This is a genomic window from Vibrio sp. R15-SG3-ISO1A (genome assembly GCF_059833955.1).
The window spans coordinates 1-13,629 of sequence record NZ_JCBDGH010000022.1 but is presented as its reverse complement, the minus strand read 5'-3'; the positions used below and the strand labels follow the sequence as shown (position 1 = coordinate 13,629).

Annotated in this window: 28 protein-coding genes; all 28 read right to left on the bottom strand. The window is 46.5% G+C overall.

The features are described 5' to 3' along the window. Positions 1-48: 48 nt before the first annotated feature. The gene (rplQ, locus tag AC6R0L_RS02305) at positions 49-429 is read right to left on the bottom strand and encodes a 50S ribosomal protein L17 (RefSeq protein ID WP_005383141.1); all 381 of its coding nucleotides are present in this window, start codon (positions 427-429) and stop codon (positions 49-51) included. A gap of 26 nt (positions 430-455) precedes the next feature. Further along, a complete protein-coding gene (locus AC6R0L_RS02300) occupies positions 456-1,448 on the bottom strand; it encodes a DNA-directed RNA polymerase subunit alpha (RefSeq protein WP_334554594.1) in 993 nt (330 codons plus the stop codon). Between the two features lie 24 nt (positions 1,449-1,472). Beyond that, positions 1,473-2,093: a 30S ribosomal protein S4 gene (gene rpsD / locus AC6R0L_RS02295; protein ID WP_334554596.1), complete on the bottom strand. Its 621-nt coding sequence runs from the start codon at positions 2,091-2,093 to the stop codon at positions 1,473-1,475. Between the two features lie 27 nt (positions 2,094-2,120). Beyond that, complete coding sequence (gene rpsK / locus AC6R0L_RS02290; protein WP_001118870.1) at positions 2,121-2,510, bottom strand: 30S ribosomal protein S11; 390 nt, start codon at positions 2,508-2,510, stop codon at positions 2,121-2,123. Positions 2,511-2,528: 18 nt separating this feature from the next. Further along, the gene (gene rpsM / locus AC6R0L_RS02285; protein ID WP_005435100.1) at positions 2,529-2,885 is read right to left on the bottom strand and encodes a 30S ribosomal protein S13; all 357 of its coding nucleotides are present in this window, start codon (positions 2,883-2,885) and stop codon (positions 2,529-2,531) included. Positions 2,886-3,033: 148 nt separating this feature from the next. Next, positions 3,034-3,147 carry a 50S ribosomal protein L36 gene (rpmJ, locus tag AC6R0L_RS02280; protein ID WP_000868186.1) on the bottom strand — a complete coding sequence of 38 codons (114 nt, stop codon included), beginning with the start codon at positions 3,145-3,147 and terminating at the stop codon, positions 3,034-3,036. A gap of 39 nt (positions 3,148-3,186) precedes the next feature. Then, on the bottom strand, positions 3,187-4,521 hold the full coding sequence (secY, locus tag AC6R0L_RS02275) for a preprotein translocase subunit SecY (protein ID WP_334554598.1): 1,335 nt from the start codon (positions 4,519-4,521) through the stop codon (positions 3,187-3,189). Between the two features lie 20 nt (positions 4,522-4,541). Beyond that, the gene (gene rplO / locus AC6R0L_RS02270) at positions 4,542-4,976 is read right to left on the bottom strand and encodes a 50S ribosomal protein L15 (RefSeq protein ID WP_500628092.1); all 435 of its coding nucleotides are present in this window, start codon (positions 4,974-4,976) and stop codon (positions 4,542-4,544) included. A gap of 5 nt (positions 4,977-4,981) precedes the next feature. Then, positions 4,982-5,158: a 50S ribosomal protein L30 gene (gene rpmD / locus AC6R0L_RS02265; protein WP_000201159.1), complete on the bottom strand. Its 177-nt coding sequence runs from the start codon at positions 5,156-5,158 to the stop codon at positions 4,982-4,984. Between the two features lie 6 nt (positions 5,159-5,164). After that, entirely contained in the window at positions 5,165-5,668 is a 504-nt protein-coding gene (gene rpsE / locus AC6R0L_RS02260) for a 30S ribosomal protein S5 (protein WP_500627521.1), read from the bottom strand. A gap of 14 nt (positions 5,669-5,682) precedes the next feature. Continuing rightward, a complete protein-coding gene (gene rplR / locus AC6R0L_RS02255) occupies positions 5,683-6,036 on the bottom strand; it encodes a 50S ribosomal protein L18 (protein WP_334554606.1) in 354 nt (117 codons plus the stop codon). A gap of 9 nt (positions 6,037-6,045) precedes the next feature. Further along, on the bottom strand, positions 6,046-6,579 hold the full coding sequence (gene rplF, locus AC6R0L_RS02250; RefSeq protein WP_334554608.1) for a 50S ribosomal protein L6: 534 nt from the start codon (positions 6,577-6,579) through the stop codon (positions 6,046-6,048). 12 nt (positions 6,580-6,591) lie between these two features. After that, positions 6,592-6,984, bottom strand: a complete 393-nt coding sequence (gene rpsH, locus AC6R0L_RS02245) for a 30S ribosomal protein S8 (RefSeq protein ID WP_500627520.1) — start codon at positions 6,982-6,984, stop codon at positions 6,592-6,594. A gap of 29 nt (positions 6,985-7,013) precedes the next feature. After that, positions 7,014-7,319, bottom strand: a complete 306-nt coding sequence (rpsN, locus tag AC6R0L_RS02240) for a 30S ribosomal protein S14 (RefSeq protein ID WP_334554612.1) — start codon at positions 7,317-7,319, stop codon at positions 7,014-7,016. A 17-nt stretch (positions 7,320-7,336) separates the two neighbouring features. Next, positions 7,337-7,876: a 50S ribosomal protein L5 gene (gene rplE, locus AC6R0L_RS02235; protein ID WP_334554615.1), complete on the bottom strand. Its 540-nt coding sequence runs from the start codon at positions 7,874-7,876 to the stop codon at positions 7,337-7,339. 24 nt (positions 7,877-7,900) lie between these two features. Next, a complete protein-coding gene (gene rplX, locus AC6R0L_RS02230) occupies positions 7,901-8,218 on the bottom strand; it encodes a 50S ribosomal protein L24 (protein WP_334554617.1) in 318 nt (105 codons plus the stop codon). 13 nt (positions 8,219-8,231) lie between these two features. Further along, the gene (gene rplN, locus AC6R0L_RS02225) at positions 8,232-8,603 is read right to left on the bottom strand and encodes a 50S ribosomal protein L14 (protein ID WP_334554619.1); all 372 of its coding nucleotides are present in this window, start codon (positions 8,601-8,603) and stop codon (positions 8,232-8,234) included. 163 nt (positions 8,604-8,766) lie between these two features. Beyond that, complete coding sequence (gene rpsQ, locus AC6R0L_RS02220) at positions 8,767-9,021, bottom strand: 30S ribosomal protein S17 (protein WP_500627519.1); 255 nt, start codon at positions 9,019-9,021, stop codon at positions 8,767-8,769. After that, a complete protein-coding gene (gene rpmC, locus AC6R0L_RS02215) occupies positions 9,021-9,212 on the bottom strand; it encodes a 50S ribosomal protein L29 (protein ID WP_334554623.1) in 192 nt (63 codons plus the stop codon). The genes rpsQ and rpmC overlap by 1 nt, the downstream gene beginning before the upstream one ends. Then, positions 9,212-9,622, bottom strand: coding sequence for a 50S ribosomal protein L16 (rplP, locus tag AC6R0L_RS02210; RefSeq protein WP_005379577.1), 411 nt, complete (start codon positions 9,620-9,622; stop codon positions 9,212-9,214). Before rplP ends, rpmC begins: the two co-directional genes overlap by 1 nt. Positions 9,623-9,633: 11 nt before the next feature. Beyond that, positions 9,634-10,332, bottom strand: a complete 699-nt coding sequence (rpsC, locus tag AC6R0L_RS02205) for a 30S ribosomal protein S3 (protein ID WP_334554625.1) — start codon at positions 10,330-10,332, stop codon at positions 9,634-9,636. Positions 10,333-10,349: 17 nt separating this feature from the next. Further along, positions 10,350-10,682: a 50S ribosomal protein L22 gene (gene rplV, locus AC6R0L_RS02200; RefSeq protein ID WP_334554973.1), complete on the bottom strand. Its 333-nt coding sequence runs from the start codon at positions 10,680-10,682 to the stop codon at positions 10,350-10,352. A 10-nt stretch (positions 10,683-10,692) separates the two neighbouring features. Then, positions 10,693-10,971, bottom strand: coding sequence for a 30S ribosomal protein S19 (rpsS, locus tag AC6R0L_RS02195; protein ID WP_005435078.1), 279 nt, complete (start codon positions 10,969-10,971; stop codon positions 10,693-10,695). A 20-nt stretch (positions 10,972-10,991) separates the two neighbouring features. After that, on the bottom strand, positions 10,992-11,816 hold the full coding sequence (rplB, locus tag AC6R0L_RS02190) for a 50S ribosomal protein L2 (RefSeq protein ID WP_334554627.1): 825 nt from the start codon (positions 11,814-11,816) through the stop codon (positions 10,992-10,994). A gap of 16 nt (positions 11,817-11,832) precedes the next feature. Continuing rightward, positions 11,833-12,135, bottom strand: a complete 303-nt coding sequence (gene rplW / locus AC6R0L_RS02185; RefSeq protein WP_004398471.1) for a 50S ribosomal protein L23 — start codon at positions 12,133-12,135, stop codon at positions 11,833-11,835. After that, positions 12,132-12,734 carry a 50S ribosomal protein L4 gene (rplD, locus tag AC6R0L_RS02180; protein WP_005379556.1) on the bottom strand — a complete coding sequence of 201 codons (603 nt, stop codon included), beginning with the start codon at positions 12,732-12,734 and terminating at the stop codon, positions 12,132-12,134. The genes rplW and rplD overlap by 4 nt, the downstream gene beginning before the upstream one ends. A 17-nt stretch (positions 12,735-12,751) precedes the next feature. Further along, positions 12,752-13,381 carry a 50S ribosomal protein L3 gene (gene rplC, locus AC6R0L_RS02175; protein ID WP_334554631.1) on the bottom strand — a complete coding sequence of 210 codons (630 nt, stop codon included), beginning with the start codon at positions 13,379-13,381 and terminating at the stop codon, positions 12,752-12,754. A gap of 14 nt (positions 13,382-13,395) precedes the next feature. Further along, the coding region (rpsJ, locus tag AC6R0L_RS02170) for a 30S ribosomal protein S10 (RefSeq protein WP_500628091.1) at positions 13,396-13,629 on the bottom strand (234 nt) is incomplete at its 5' end.

Here is a 13,629-nt window from a genome sequence, read left to right as displayed (position 1 = left end):
GCACAAAAAAGCCGAGCTAACGCTCGGCTTTTTCGTTATACGAACTGATTACTCAGCAGCTTCTTCAGCAGCTGGGCGATCAACAAGCTCAATGTAAGCCATTGGAGCTTTATCACCAGCACGGAAGCCAGCTTTTAGGATACGAGTGTAACCGCCCTGACGAGCAGCAAAACGTGGACCTAGTTCGTTAAATAGTTTTGCAACTACTTCGTTGTCACGAGTACGTGCAAATGCTAGACGACGGTTAGCAACGCTGTCAGTCTTAGCTAGTGTAATCAAAGGCTCAACTACGCGACGTAGCTCTTTTGCTTTTGGCAAAGTAGTCTTGATAACTTCATGACGTACTAGAGAGCTAGCCATGTTGCTGAACATCGCTTTGCGATGTGAGCTGTTGCGGTTGAGTTGACGACCACTCTTACGATGGCGCATGACCTAATCCTTCTAACTAGTATCGATTAATCTTCAGCGATAGACGCTGGTGGCCAGTTTTCTAGGCGCATACCCAGAGACAGACCACGTGATGCAAGTACGTCTTTAATCTCAGTAAGAGATTTTTTACCAAGGTTTGGCGTTTTAAGTAGCTCAACCTCAGTGCGCTGTACAAGATCACCGATGTAGTGAATCGCTTCTGCTTTCAGACAGTTAGCAGAGCGAACTGTTAGTTCAAGATCGTCTACAGGACGCAGTAGGATCGGATCGAATTCTGGCTTCTCTTCCTTCTCCTCAGGTACACGTACATCACGAAGATCTACGAACGCATCCAATTGCTCAGCAAGAATAGTTGCTGCGCGACGGATTGCTTCCTCAGGGTCTAGAGTTCCGTTCGTTTCCATGTCGATAACAAGCTTGTCTAAGTCTGTACGCTGCTCTACACGAGCGGCTTCAACAGCGTAAGCAATCTTGTCTACTGGGCTGTACGTAGCGTCAACCAGTAGGCGGCCAATTGGACGCTCATCTTCTTCAGTATGGATACGAGCTGAAGCTGGAACGTAACCGCGACCACGTTCAACTTTGATACGCATAGCGATCTCAGCGTTGTCATCCGTTAGGTGACAAATTACGTGTTCTGGGTTAGCGATCTCTACATCACCATCATGGGTGATGTCACCTGCAACCACAGGGCCTGAGCCTGATTTGTTCAGTGTAATAAACACTTCATCTTTGCCTTCGGCAACGCGTACAGCCAAACCTTTAAGGTTTAGAAGAATTTCAAGAATATCTTCTTGAACGCCTTCTTTAGTGCTGTACTCGTGCAGAACGCCTTCAATTTCAACTTCAGTCACTGCGCAACCTGGCATAGACGAAAGTAAAATACGGCGAAGTGCATTACCTAGAGTGTGACCAAAGCCACGCTCTAATGGCTCAAGAGTTACTTTTGCGTGTGTCGTGCTGACTTGTTCGATGTCAACCAGACGTGGCTTAAGAAATTCTGTTACAGAACCCTGCATTGTGTCCTCTCTTTAGTTTAAACCTTACTTAGAGTAAAGCTCGACGATCAGTTGTTCGTTGATGTCAGCAGACAGATCAGAACGCTCAGGCAGACGCTTGAACGTACCTTCCATCTTAGTGCCATCTACTTCAATCCAAGTTGGTTTTTCGCGTTGTTCAGCAACTTCTAGTGCACCTTTGATGCGAGATTGCTGTTTCGCTTTTTCGCGAATAGAAACAACGTCGTTAGCCGCAACTTTGAAAGAAGGAACGTTTACAACTTTACCGTTAACTAGGATAGCTTTGTGGCTAACTAGCTGACGTGCTTCTGCGCGAGTTGCACCAAAGCCCATGCGGTAAACTACGTTATCAAGACGACCTTCAAGAAGCTGAAGCAGGTTTTCACCTGTGTTGCCTTTAAGACGAGCAGCTTCTTTGTAGTAGTTACGGAATTGTTTTTCTAGAACGCCGTACATACGACGAACTTTTTGCTTCTCACGAAGCTGAACGCCATACTCAGATAGACGACCGCGACGAGCGCCGTGTACACCTGGTGCGTTATCAATTTTACACTTGGTATCGATCGCGCGTACACCAGACTTAAGGAATAAGTCAGTACCTTCGCGACGGCTAAGCTTCAGCTTAGGACCCAAATATCTTGCCATGATCTTTCTCCAGTAATCTAAAAAACGTTATACGCGACGTTTCTTAGGTGGACGACAACCGTTATGAGGGATTGGTGTAGCATCAACAATGTTTGTGATGCGGAAACCAGCAGCGTTCAGTGCGCGAACAGTAGATTCACGACCTGGACCTGGACCCTTAACCATAACTTCCAAGTTCTTTAGACCGTATTCTTTAGCCATTTCAGCACAACGCTCAGCAGCAACCTGTGCAGCGAACGGAGTAGACTTACGAGAACCACGGAAACCTGAACCACCTGCAGTAGCCCAAGCTAGTGCGTTACCTTGACGGTCAGTGATGGTTACGATTGTGTTGTTGAAAGAAGCATGGATGTGCGCAACGCCATCTGCAACTTGCTTGCGTACGCGCTTACGAGCGCGAGTTGGTTGTTTAGCCATTGTACTCTACCTTCCCGATTATTTCTTGATCGGCTTACGCGGACCCTTACGGGTGCGAGCGTTGGTTTTAGTACGCTGTCCACGTAGCGGTAGACTGCGACGATGACGAAGACCACGGTAACAACCAAGGTCCATAAGACGCTTGATGTTCATAGATACTTCACGACGTAGATCACCTTCTACAGTGTACTTAGCTACACCATCACGCAGTTGATCGATCTGCTCTTCAGTTAGTTCACTGATCTTAACATCTTCAGCAATACCCACTTCAGCTAGGATAGCTTGAGAGCGAGTTTTACCGATGCCGTAGATTGACGTTAGTGCAATCACAGCATGTTTCTGATCAGGAATGTTAATGCCTGCAATACGGGCCATTATTCACTCCTAGTGTTTCTTAAAAAGAATTAGCCGCAACAAAGCCCGTTATGGATACGTTGCGGAATACTACTTCTTTTGCACGCAAAAGGTAGGCCGAGGAATATACTCGACCTAACCTTCTATTTCAAGTAAAAATTTCTGCTAATTAGCCTTGGCGCTGCTTGTGCTTTGGCTCACTGCAAATCACGCGAACGACACCGTTACGCTTGATAACTTTACAGTTACGGCAGATTTTTTTAACGGAAGCACGAACTTTCATTGCTAAACTCCGTAAATGAAATCTGAGACTACCGCCGAATTAACGGCCATAACCTTTCAGATTCGCTTTCTTCAACACAGAATCATATTGTTGAGACATCATATGAGTCTGTACCTGTGCCATAAAGTCCATGATAACAACAACTACGATAAGTAGTGATGTACCGCCGAAGTAGAAACGTACGTTCCACGCGACCATCATGAACTCCGGAATCAGACAGATAAAGGTAATGTAAAGTGCGCCCGCAAGGGTTAGTCGCGTCATTACTTTATCAATGTACTTAGCTGTCTGCTCACCTGGGCGGATGCCGGGTACGAATGCACCTGACTTCTTCAAGTTATCTGCTGTTTCACGCGGGTTGAATACCAACGCCGTGTAGAAGAAACAGAAGAAAATAATCGCTGCTGCATAAAGCATTACATACAGAGGTTGACCTGGGCTAAGAGCCAAAGACACGTCAGTTAACCAACCGAACGCGCTGCTCTCACCGTTCTGACCGAACCACTGAGCCAATGTTCCTGGGAACAGGATAATGCTCGAAGCGAAGATTGCTGGAATAACACCGGCCATATTAATTTTTAATGGCAGATGCGTACTTTGCGCAGCAAATACTTTGCGACCTTGTTGACGCTTCGCGTAGTTGACAACGATACGACGTTGACCACGCTCCATGAAAACAACAAAGTAAATGACAGCGAAAGACAATACACCAATCAACAGCAGAAGAAGTACATGCAATTCACCTTGACGCGCTTGCTCAATTGTTTGGCCGATTGCCGAAGGCAATCCAGCAACAATACCTGCAAAGATCAGCAACGAGATACCGTTACCAATTCCGCGCTCTGTAATTTGTTCACCTAACCACATAAGGAACATGGTACCGGTTACTAAACTTACGGTCGCAATAAGCGTAAACATGGTTTGGTTGATAACAACCAGATTGTCGACCATGTTTGGTAGGCCTGTTGCAATACCAATAGCTTGGAAGGTTGCAAGTACAAGCGTGCCGTAGCGTGTATATTGGCTGATCTTACGACGGCCTGCTTCACCCTCTTTTTTGAGTTCAGCTAACGCTGGATGAACTACAGTTAGCAGTTGGACAACAATCGATGCCGAAATGTACGGCATGATGCCCAACGCTAATATAGATGCACGCTCAAGAGCACCACCGGAGAACATGTTAAACATTTCAACGATGGTACCTTTTTGCTGTTCGAACAATTGGGCAAGTACAGCAGCATCAATACCAGGTAGTGGTACAAAGGAACCTGCACGGAATACCAAAAGTGCGCCTAAAACGAACAATAAACGCGACTTTAATTCCGCCAATCCATTCTTTGCACTACTAAAATCTTGTCCTGGTTTTTTAGCCATCTGTACCCTTCCTTCGAAGATTATTCTTCGATTTTACCGCCAGCAGCTTCGATTGCAGCTTTAGCGCCTTTAGTCACACGTAGACCTTTAACAGTCACTGCTTTGTTAATTTCACCAGAAAGAACAACTTTTACAAATTCGATGTTCTTAGTGATGACGTTAGCAGCTTTAAGGCTGTTTAGGTCAACCACGTCACCTGTTACTTTCGCTAGCTCAGCTAGGCGAACTTCAGTAGACACTAGGCTCTTACGAGAAGTGAAACCGAACTTAGGTAGACGTTGTTTTAGAGGCATCTGACCGCCTTCAAAACCTGGACGAACACTGCCGCCAGAACGTGATTTTTGACCTTTGTGACCACGGCCACCAGTTTTACCAAGGCCAGAACCGATACCACGGCCAACTCGCTTCGCAGGAGTCTTAGCGCCCGCAGCCGGTGCTAGAGTATTCAAACGCATTCTGATTACTCCTCAACTTTAACCATGTAGTAAACCTTGTTGATCATACCGCGTACACACGGAGTATCTTCAAGTTCTACTGTATGGTTGATTTTACGAAGGCCCAGACCACGCAAAGTAGCTTTGTGCTTTGGTAGGCGACCAATTGAGCTTTTAGTTTGAGTTACTTTAATAGTTGCCATGTGTTCTTACTCCGAAATAGATTCAACAGTTAGACCACGTTTAGCAGCAACCATGTCTGGTGACTTCATGCTACCTAGTGCATCGATCGTTGCACGAACGATGTTGATAGGGTTCGTTGAACCGTATGCTTTAGATAGTACGTTGTGTACACCTGCTACTTCTAGTACTGCACGCATCGCACCACCTGCGATAACACCTGTACCTTCAGCCGCTGGCTGCATGTAAACTTTAGAGCCCGAGTGGCGACCTTTTACCGGGTGGAAAAGTGTGCCTTCGTTAAGCGCGATCGTAGTCATGTTACGACGTGCTTTTTCCATTGCTTTTTGAATCGCTGCAGGTACTTCACGAGCTTTGCCGTAACCGAAACCTACGCGACCGTTACCGTCACCAACTACAGTTAGTGCAGTAAAGCTCATGATTCGACCGCCTTTAACCGTTTTAGAAACACGGTTAACTGCGATTAGCTTTTCTTGCAAATCATTCGCTTGAACTTGTTGTTCTTTAGCCATCTTCCAACCCTACCTTAGAATTTCAGACCAGCTTCGCGAGCAGATTCTGCTAGCGCCGCTACTCGACCGTGGTATTGGAAACCAGAACGATCAAATGCAACTGCGTCAACGCCTTTTTCAAGCGCGCGCTCTGCAATAGCTTTACCTACTGCTTTTGCTGCATCGATGTTACCAGTGTTCTTCACTTGCTCACGGATCGCTTTTTCTACAGTAGAAGCTGCTGCGATTACCTCAGAGCCGTTTGATGCGATAACCTGTGCGTACACGTGACGAGGAGTACGGTGTACTACTAGGCGAGTTGCACCCAGTTCTGCAATCTTACGACGTGCGCGTGTAGCACGACGGATGCGAGATGCTTTCTTATCCATAGTGTTACCTTACTTCTTCTTAGCTTCTTTAGTACGCACATTTTCATCTGCGTAACGAACACCTTTGCCTTTGTATGGCTCAGGCTCACGGTAAGAACGAATGTCAGCCGCAACTTGACCAACTAGTTGTTTGTCACAACCAGTGATAACAATTTCAGTTTGGCTTGGACACTCAGCTTTGATACCCGCTGGCAACTCGTGCTCAACTGGGTGAGAGAAGCCTAGTGTTAGACCTACAGCGTTGCCTTTGATAGCAGCACGGTAACCCACACCTTTAAGAGTTAGCTTCTTGGTAAAGCCTTCAGTAACACCAACAACCATGTTGTTCACTAGAGCGCGAGCAGTACCTGCTTGAGCCCATGCGTTAGCAACACCTTCTTTAGGACCGAAAGTAAGGTTGTTTTCTTCCTGAGCGATAACAACAGCGTCGTTAAGAACGCGTGTTAGTTCGCCCTTCGCACCTTTTACAGTGATTTCTTGGCCGTTCAGTTTCACCTCTACGCCAGCTGGAATAGCGACAGGTGCTTTAGCAACACGAGACATTTTCTACTCCTATTACGCTACGTAAGCGATGATTTCACCACCAAGACCTGCTTTACGTGCAGCACGGTCTGACATCAGACCCTTGGAAGTTGAAACGATAGCAACACCAAGACCACCCATTACAGAAGGAAGTTCATCTTTCTTCTTGTAAACACGTAGACCTGGACGAGAAACACGTTTAAGTTGCTCGATTACTGGTTTCGCTTGGAAGTACTTAAGAGTAACTTCTAGCTCAGGTTTTACTTCGCCTTCAACAGCGAAATCAACGATGTAACCTTCAGCTTTTAGTAGTGCAGCAATTGCAACTTTAAGCTTTGAAGAAGGCATTTTAACAGAGACTTTGTCTGCTGCCTGACCGTTACGAATGCGGGTCAGCATATCCGAAATCGGATCTTGCATGCTCATATGATTTACTCCAAATGATTAAGTGGCAATTACCAGCTAGCCTTACGAAGTCCAGGAATCTCGCCTTTCATGCAAGCTTCGCGAACTTTGATACGGCTTAGACCGAACTTACGTAGGTAACCGTGTGGACGACCAGTTTGGTTACAACGGTTGCGCTGACGTGATGCACTTGAATCACGTGGAAGAGTTTGCAGTTTAAGCACTGCATCCCAACGATCTTCTTCAGATGCGTTTACATCGCTGATGATAGCTTTAAGAGCCGCACGCTTTTCAGCGAACTTAGCTACAAGCTTCGCACGCTTTGCTTCACGTGCTTTCATAGAATTTTTAGCCATAACAGTAACCCTTCACCTTACTTACGGAATGGGAAGTTAAAGGCAGCCAGCAGAGCACGGCCTTCCTCATCAGTACCAGCAGACGTCGTAATAGTGATGTCTAGACCGCGTACTCGATCAACTTTATCAAAGTCGATTTCCGGGAAGATGATTTGCTCGCGAACGCCCATGCTGTAGTTACCGCGACCGTCAAAAGACTTAGCGCTAACACCACGGAAGTCACGTACACGTGGAAGAGCGATCGAAATTAGACGCTCAAGAAAATCCCACATACGTTCGCCACGCAAGGTTACTTTACAACCGATAGGGTAGCCTTCACGAATTTTGAAGCCTGCAACAGATTTACGCGCTTTAGTGATAAGTGGCTTTTGACCAGAGATCGTTGCCATATCAGATGCTGCGTTTTCTAGCAGTTTCTTGTCGTTGATTGCTTCACCAACACCCATGTTAAGGGTGATTTTCTCGATTCTAGGGACTTGCATGACGCTTGAGTAACCGAACTGTTTGGTCAGTTCAGCGACTACAGACGACTTGTAGTAATCATGCAGTTTCGCCATAGTAGAACTCCAAATTACTTTCTATTAGTTAGAAACAGTTTCGCCGTTAGACTTGAAGAAACGAACTTTCTTGCCATCTTCGATACGGAAACCGATACGGTCAGCTTTACCAGTAGCTGCGTTGAAAATCGCCACGTTAGAAACGTCGATTGCTGCTTCTTGCTCTACGATACCGCCTTGGATACCCATAGCAGGAACAGGTTTCTGGTGTTTCTTAACAAGGTTGATACCTTCAACGATAACTTTACCAGTAGCTAGGACCTTAGTTACTTTACCTTTCTTGCCTTTATCTTTACCAGCAAGAACGATTACTTCGTCATTACGACGGATTTTAGCTGCCATCTTTACGTGCTCCTTACAGAACTTCTGGAGCCAGTGAAACGATCTTCATGAACTTATCGTTACGAAGTTCGCGTGTCACAGGACCAAAGATACGTGTACCGATTGGTTGCTCAGTATTGTCATTTAACAGTACGCAAGCATTACGGTCGAAGCGAATGACAGAACCGTCTGGACGACGTACGCCTTTACGGGTGCGAACTACCACCGCCTTCAGTACATCACCTTTTTTAACTTTACCGCGAGGAATTGCTTCCTTAACAGTAACTTTGATGATGTCACCGATATGTGCATAACGGCGGTGAGAGCCACCCAGAACCTTAATACACATTACGCTGCGAGCGCCTGAGTTATCAGCTGCGTCCAGCATACTTTGCATTTGGATCATGTTAGTGCTCCGCTAAATATATAAAAAAACTAGACCCTCACGGGTCGGGCTGCCTCTTTAAAAGGGACGCGAATTGTACCACCCTTTTTTTCACTTGGGTAGTCAAAAAATAAACGGCCCCAAAAAAACTTTTTGGAGCCGTTTCATCATAGAATTAACGAGATTACATCTTCGCTTTTTCTACAACTTTCACCAAAGTCCAAGACTTAGTCTTAGACAGTGGACGACACTCTGCGATTTCAACTTTGTCGCCTAGGCCACATTCGTTGTTCTCGTCATGTGCGTGTACTTTTGTCGTGCGTTTTACGAACTTACCGTAAATTGGGTGTTTTACGAAACGCTCGATAGCAACAGTGATAGACTTGTCCATCTTGTCGCTGATTACACGACCTTGTTGAGTACGTTTTACTTCGCTCATTATGCGCCTGCCTTCTCAGTCAAAACAGTTTTCACACGTGCGATATCACGGCGTACAGCTTTCAGAGTATGAGTTTGCTGTAGTTGACCAGTCGCAGCTTGCATGCGCAAGTTGAACTGTTCACGTAGCAAACCTAGAAGCTCTGCATTTAGCTCTTCAACGCTTTTTTCGCGTAGATCTTGTGCTTTCATCACATCACCTGCTTAGTTACAAATGTCGTCTTGAATGGCAGTTTGCGAGCCGCTAGGCGGAACGCTTCACGTGCCAATTCTTCAGGTACACCACCCATTTCGTACATAACCTTACCAGGTTGGATTTGGGCTACCCAGTACTCAACGTTACCTTTACCCTTACCTTGACGAACTTCAAGTGGTTTTTCTGTGATAGGCTTGTCTGGGAACACACGGATCCAGATTTTACCTTGACGCTTAACGTGACGTGTCATTGCACGACGTGCCGCTTCGATTTGACGAGCAGTTAGACGACCACGGCCAACAGCTTTAAGACCGAATTCGCCGAAGCTTACATCAGTACCTTTAGCTAGACCACGGTTACGACCAGTCTGAACCTTACGGAACTTAGTACGTTTAGGTTGTAGCATCTGTCGACTCCTTACTTACGGCCTTTGCGCTGCTTCTTAGGCTTGTCGCCTTTAGGCTCTACAGCGTTAGCTGCTGGCATGCCGCCTAGGATCTCACCTTTGAAGATCCAAACTTTAATGCCGATTACACCGTATTGGGTGTGAGCCGAAGAAGTTGCGTAATCAATGTCAGCACGTAGAGTGTGTAGAGGCACACGGCCTTCACGGTACCACTCTGAACGTGCGATTTCAGCGCCGCCTAGACGACCGCTTACTTCCACTTTGATACCTTTAGCACCTAGACGCATTGCGTTTTGTACCGCGCGCTTCATAGCACGACGGAACATCACACGACGCTCTAGCTGAGACGCGATGCTGTCACCAACAAGTTGCGCATCCAGTTCAGGCTTACGTACTTCAGCGATGTTAATTTGCGCTGGTACACCTGCAATTTTAGCTACAGCTGCGCGTAGCTTCTCAACGTCTTCACCTTTCTTACCGATAACAACGCCTGGACGAGCAGTGTGAATAGTCACACGGATGCTCTTAGCAGGACGCTCGATAACGATACGTGAAAGAGACGCTTTCGAAAGTTCCTTAGTTAGGAACTGACGTACCTTGAAGTCGCCGTCTAGGTTGTCAGCGAATTCTTTGGTGTTAGCAAACCATGTAGCATTCCAAGGCTTAACGATGCCTAGACGAATACCATTAGGATGTACTTTTTGACCCATTGCTTACTCTCCTAGTCTCAAGCGTCTGCAACAACAACAGTGATGTGGCTTGAACGCTTCAAGATACGATCCGCACGACCTTTAGCACGAGGCATAATACGCTTCATGATCGGGCCTTCATCTACGAAGATTTTAGCGACTGATAGATCGTCGATATCTGCACCTTCGTTGTGCTCCGCGTTCGCGATAGCTGATTCAAGAACTTTCTTGATCAGTTCAGCCGCTTTTTTGTTGCTGAACGTCAAGATTTCTAGAGCTTGATCAACTGATTTACCACGAATTTGATCTGCAACTAAGCGAGCTTTCTGAGGCGAAATGCGAGCAAAGTTATGTTTAGCTACTGCTTCCATCATCTACTCCTTAACGCTTCTTAGCTTTCTTATCCGCAGCGTGACCGCGGTAAGTACGTGTTGGTGCGAATTCGCCCAGTTTGTGACCGATCATTTCTTCGGTAACGAAAACTGGAACGTGCTGACGACCATTATGGACAGCGATGGTCAAACCGATCATTGTTGGAATGATCATTGAGCGACGGGACCAAGTCTTAATAGGCTTTTTGTCTCCGCTTTCCACCGCTTTCTCTACCTTCTTCAGCAAGTGTAGGTCAATAAATGGACCTTTCTTGAGAGAACGTGGCATGGCTTATCCTCTTATATAGATTACTTGTTACGACGACGTACGATGTACTTGTCAGTGCGTTTGTTCTTACGGGTCTTGAAGCCTTTAGTTGGCATACCCCAAGGAGAAACTGGGTGACGACCACCAGATGTACGGCCTTCACCACCACCGTGTGGGTGGTCTACTGGGTTCATTACCACACCGCGAACGGTTGGACGAACACCGCGCCAGCGGTTAGCACCAGCTTTACCTAGTTCGCGTAGCATGTGCTCAGCGTTGCCTACTTCACCGATTGTTGCACGGCCTTCAGACAATACTTTGCGCATCTCACCAGAACGTAGACGGATAGTCACGTACGCACCGTCGCGAGCAACGATTTGAGCGTAAGCACCAGCCGAACGAGCTAGCTGAGCACCTTTACCAGGCTTAAGTTCAACACAGTGAACAGTAGAACCTACAGGGATGTTGCGCATCGGCAGGGTGTTACCTGCTTTGATAGGCGCATCAACACCAGATTGGATCTGATCACCAGCTTGAACACCTTTAGGTGCAATGATGTAACGACGCTCACCGTCTGCGTACAGAACTAGAGCGATGTTTGCGCTACGGTTTGGATCGTATTCTAGACGCTCAACTTTCGCTGGAATGCCATCTTTAGTACGTTTGAAATCGATAACGCGGTAGTGGTGTTTGTGACCACCGCCGATGTGACGTACTGTGATACGACCGTTGTTGTTACGACCACCGTTCTTAGAGTTTTTCTCTAGAAGAGGTGCGTAAGGCTTACCTTTGTGAAGGTCAGCGTTAACAACTTTAACTACGTGACGACGACCAGGGGAAGTCGGCTTACATTTAACAATAGCCATTGTTTAACTACTCCTGTTATTCCGCACCGCCAACGAAGTCAAGATCTTGACCTTCTTTCAAAGTAACGTACGCTTTCTTAACGTCGCTGCGGCGACCTTGGCGTAGACCTTGACGTTTGGTCTTACCCTTAGTGATAAGAGTGTTTACAGACTTAACTTCAACTTCAAATAGCTTTTCTACGGCTGCTTTGATCTCTTTCTTAGTCGCATCTTTTGCTACTTTGAAAACGATAGTGTTCGCTTTCTCAGCAGCCATCGTTGCTTTTTCAGAGATGTGCGGTGCACGTAGAACTTTTAGGATACGCTCTTCAGTGATCATGCTAGCATCTCCTCAACTTGCTTAACTGCTTCAGCAGTCATTACAACTTTGTCGAACGCGATCAGTGAAACTGGGTCGATACCAGCAACATCACGTGCGTCAACTTTGTATAGGTTACGAGCCGCTAGGAATAGATTCTCATCTACTTCGCTAGTCACGATTAGAGCGTCAGTTAGCTCAAGCTCTTTCAGCTTAGCTACAAGCTCTTTAGTTTTTGGCGCTTCAACTGAGAAGTTATCAACAACGATTAGACGCTCTTGACGAACTAGCTCAGAAAGAATGCTCTTCATAGCACCACGGTACATTTTCTTGTTTACTTTTTGGCTGTGATCTTGTGGTTTCGCAGCAAAAGTAACACCACCTGTACGCCAGATTGGGCTACGGATTGTACCAGCACGAGCACGGCCAGTACCTTTTTGACGCCATGGCTTAGCGCCACCGCCAGAAACTTCTGAACGTGTTTTTTGAGCACGAGTACCTTGACGAGCACCTGCTGCGTACGCAACAACTACTTGGTGTACAAGAGCTTCGTTAAACTCACGTCCGAAAGTAGTTTCGGAAACAGTTAGTGCATCAGCACCTTTAACCATTAGTTCCATTACTTACTCCTGAGACGTTATGCTTTAACAGCTGGTTTAACGATCACGTTGCCGCCAGTTGAGCCTGGGACTGCACCTTTAATAAGAAGCAGGTTGCGCTCAGCGTCAACACGTACGATCTCTAGGTTTTGAGTCGTTACACGCTCAGCACCCATGTGACCTGCCATTTTCTTGCCTTTAAATACGCGACCTGGAGTCTGACATTGACCGATAGAACCAGGAGCACGGTGAGACAATGAGTTACCGTGAGTCATATCTTGAGTACGGAAGTTCCAACGCTTAACAGCGCCTTGGAAACCTTTACCTTTCGATGTACCAGTAACGTCTACTTTCTTAGTTTCGTTGAACAGTTCAACTGTTAGCTCAGCGCCAACTTCAAACTCTTCGCCGTTTTCCAAACGGAATTCCCAAAGACCACGACCAGCTTCAACACCAGCTTTAGCAAAGTGACCTGCTTCAGCTTTGTTTACGCGGTTGGCTTTCTTAGCACCAGCAGTTACCTGAATTGCTGCGTAGCCGTCTGTTTCAAGAGTTTTCACTTGAGAAACGCGGTTCGCTTCAACTTCAACAACTGTTACTGGGATAGAAACGCCATCTTCAGTAAATACGCGGGTCATACCCACTTTACGACCGATTAGACCAATCATTCTTCTAATCTCCCTTAACCTAGGCTAATTTGTACGTCAACGCCCGCAGCAAGGTCTAGACGCATCAGAGCATCAACAGTTTTGTCTGTTGGCTCAACGATGTCGATTAGACGTTTGTGAGTACGGATTTCGTACTGATCACGAGCATCTTTGTTAACGTGTGGAGAGATAAGAACTGTGAAACGCTCTTTACGAGTTGGCAGTGGGATTGGACCACGAACCTGTGCGCCAGTGCGCTTAGCTGTTTC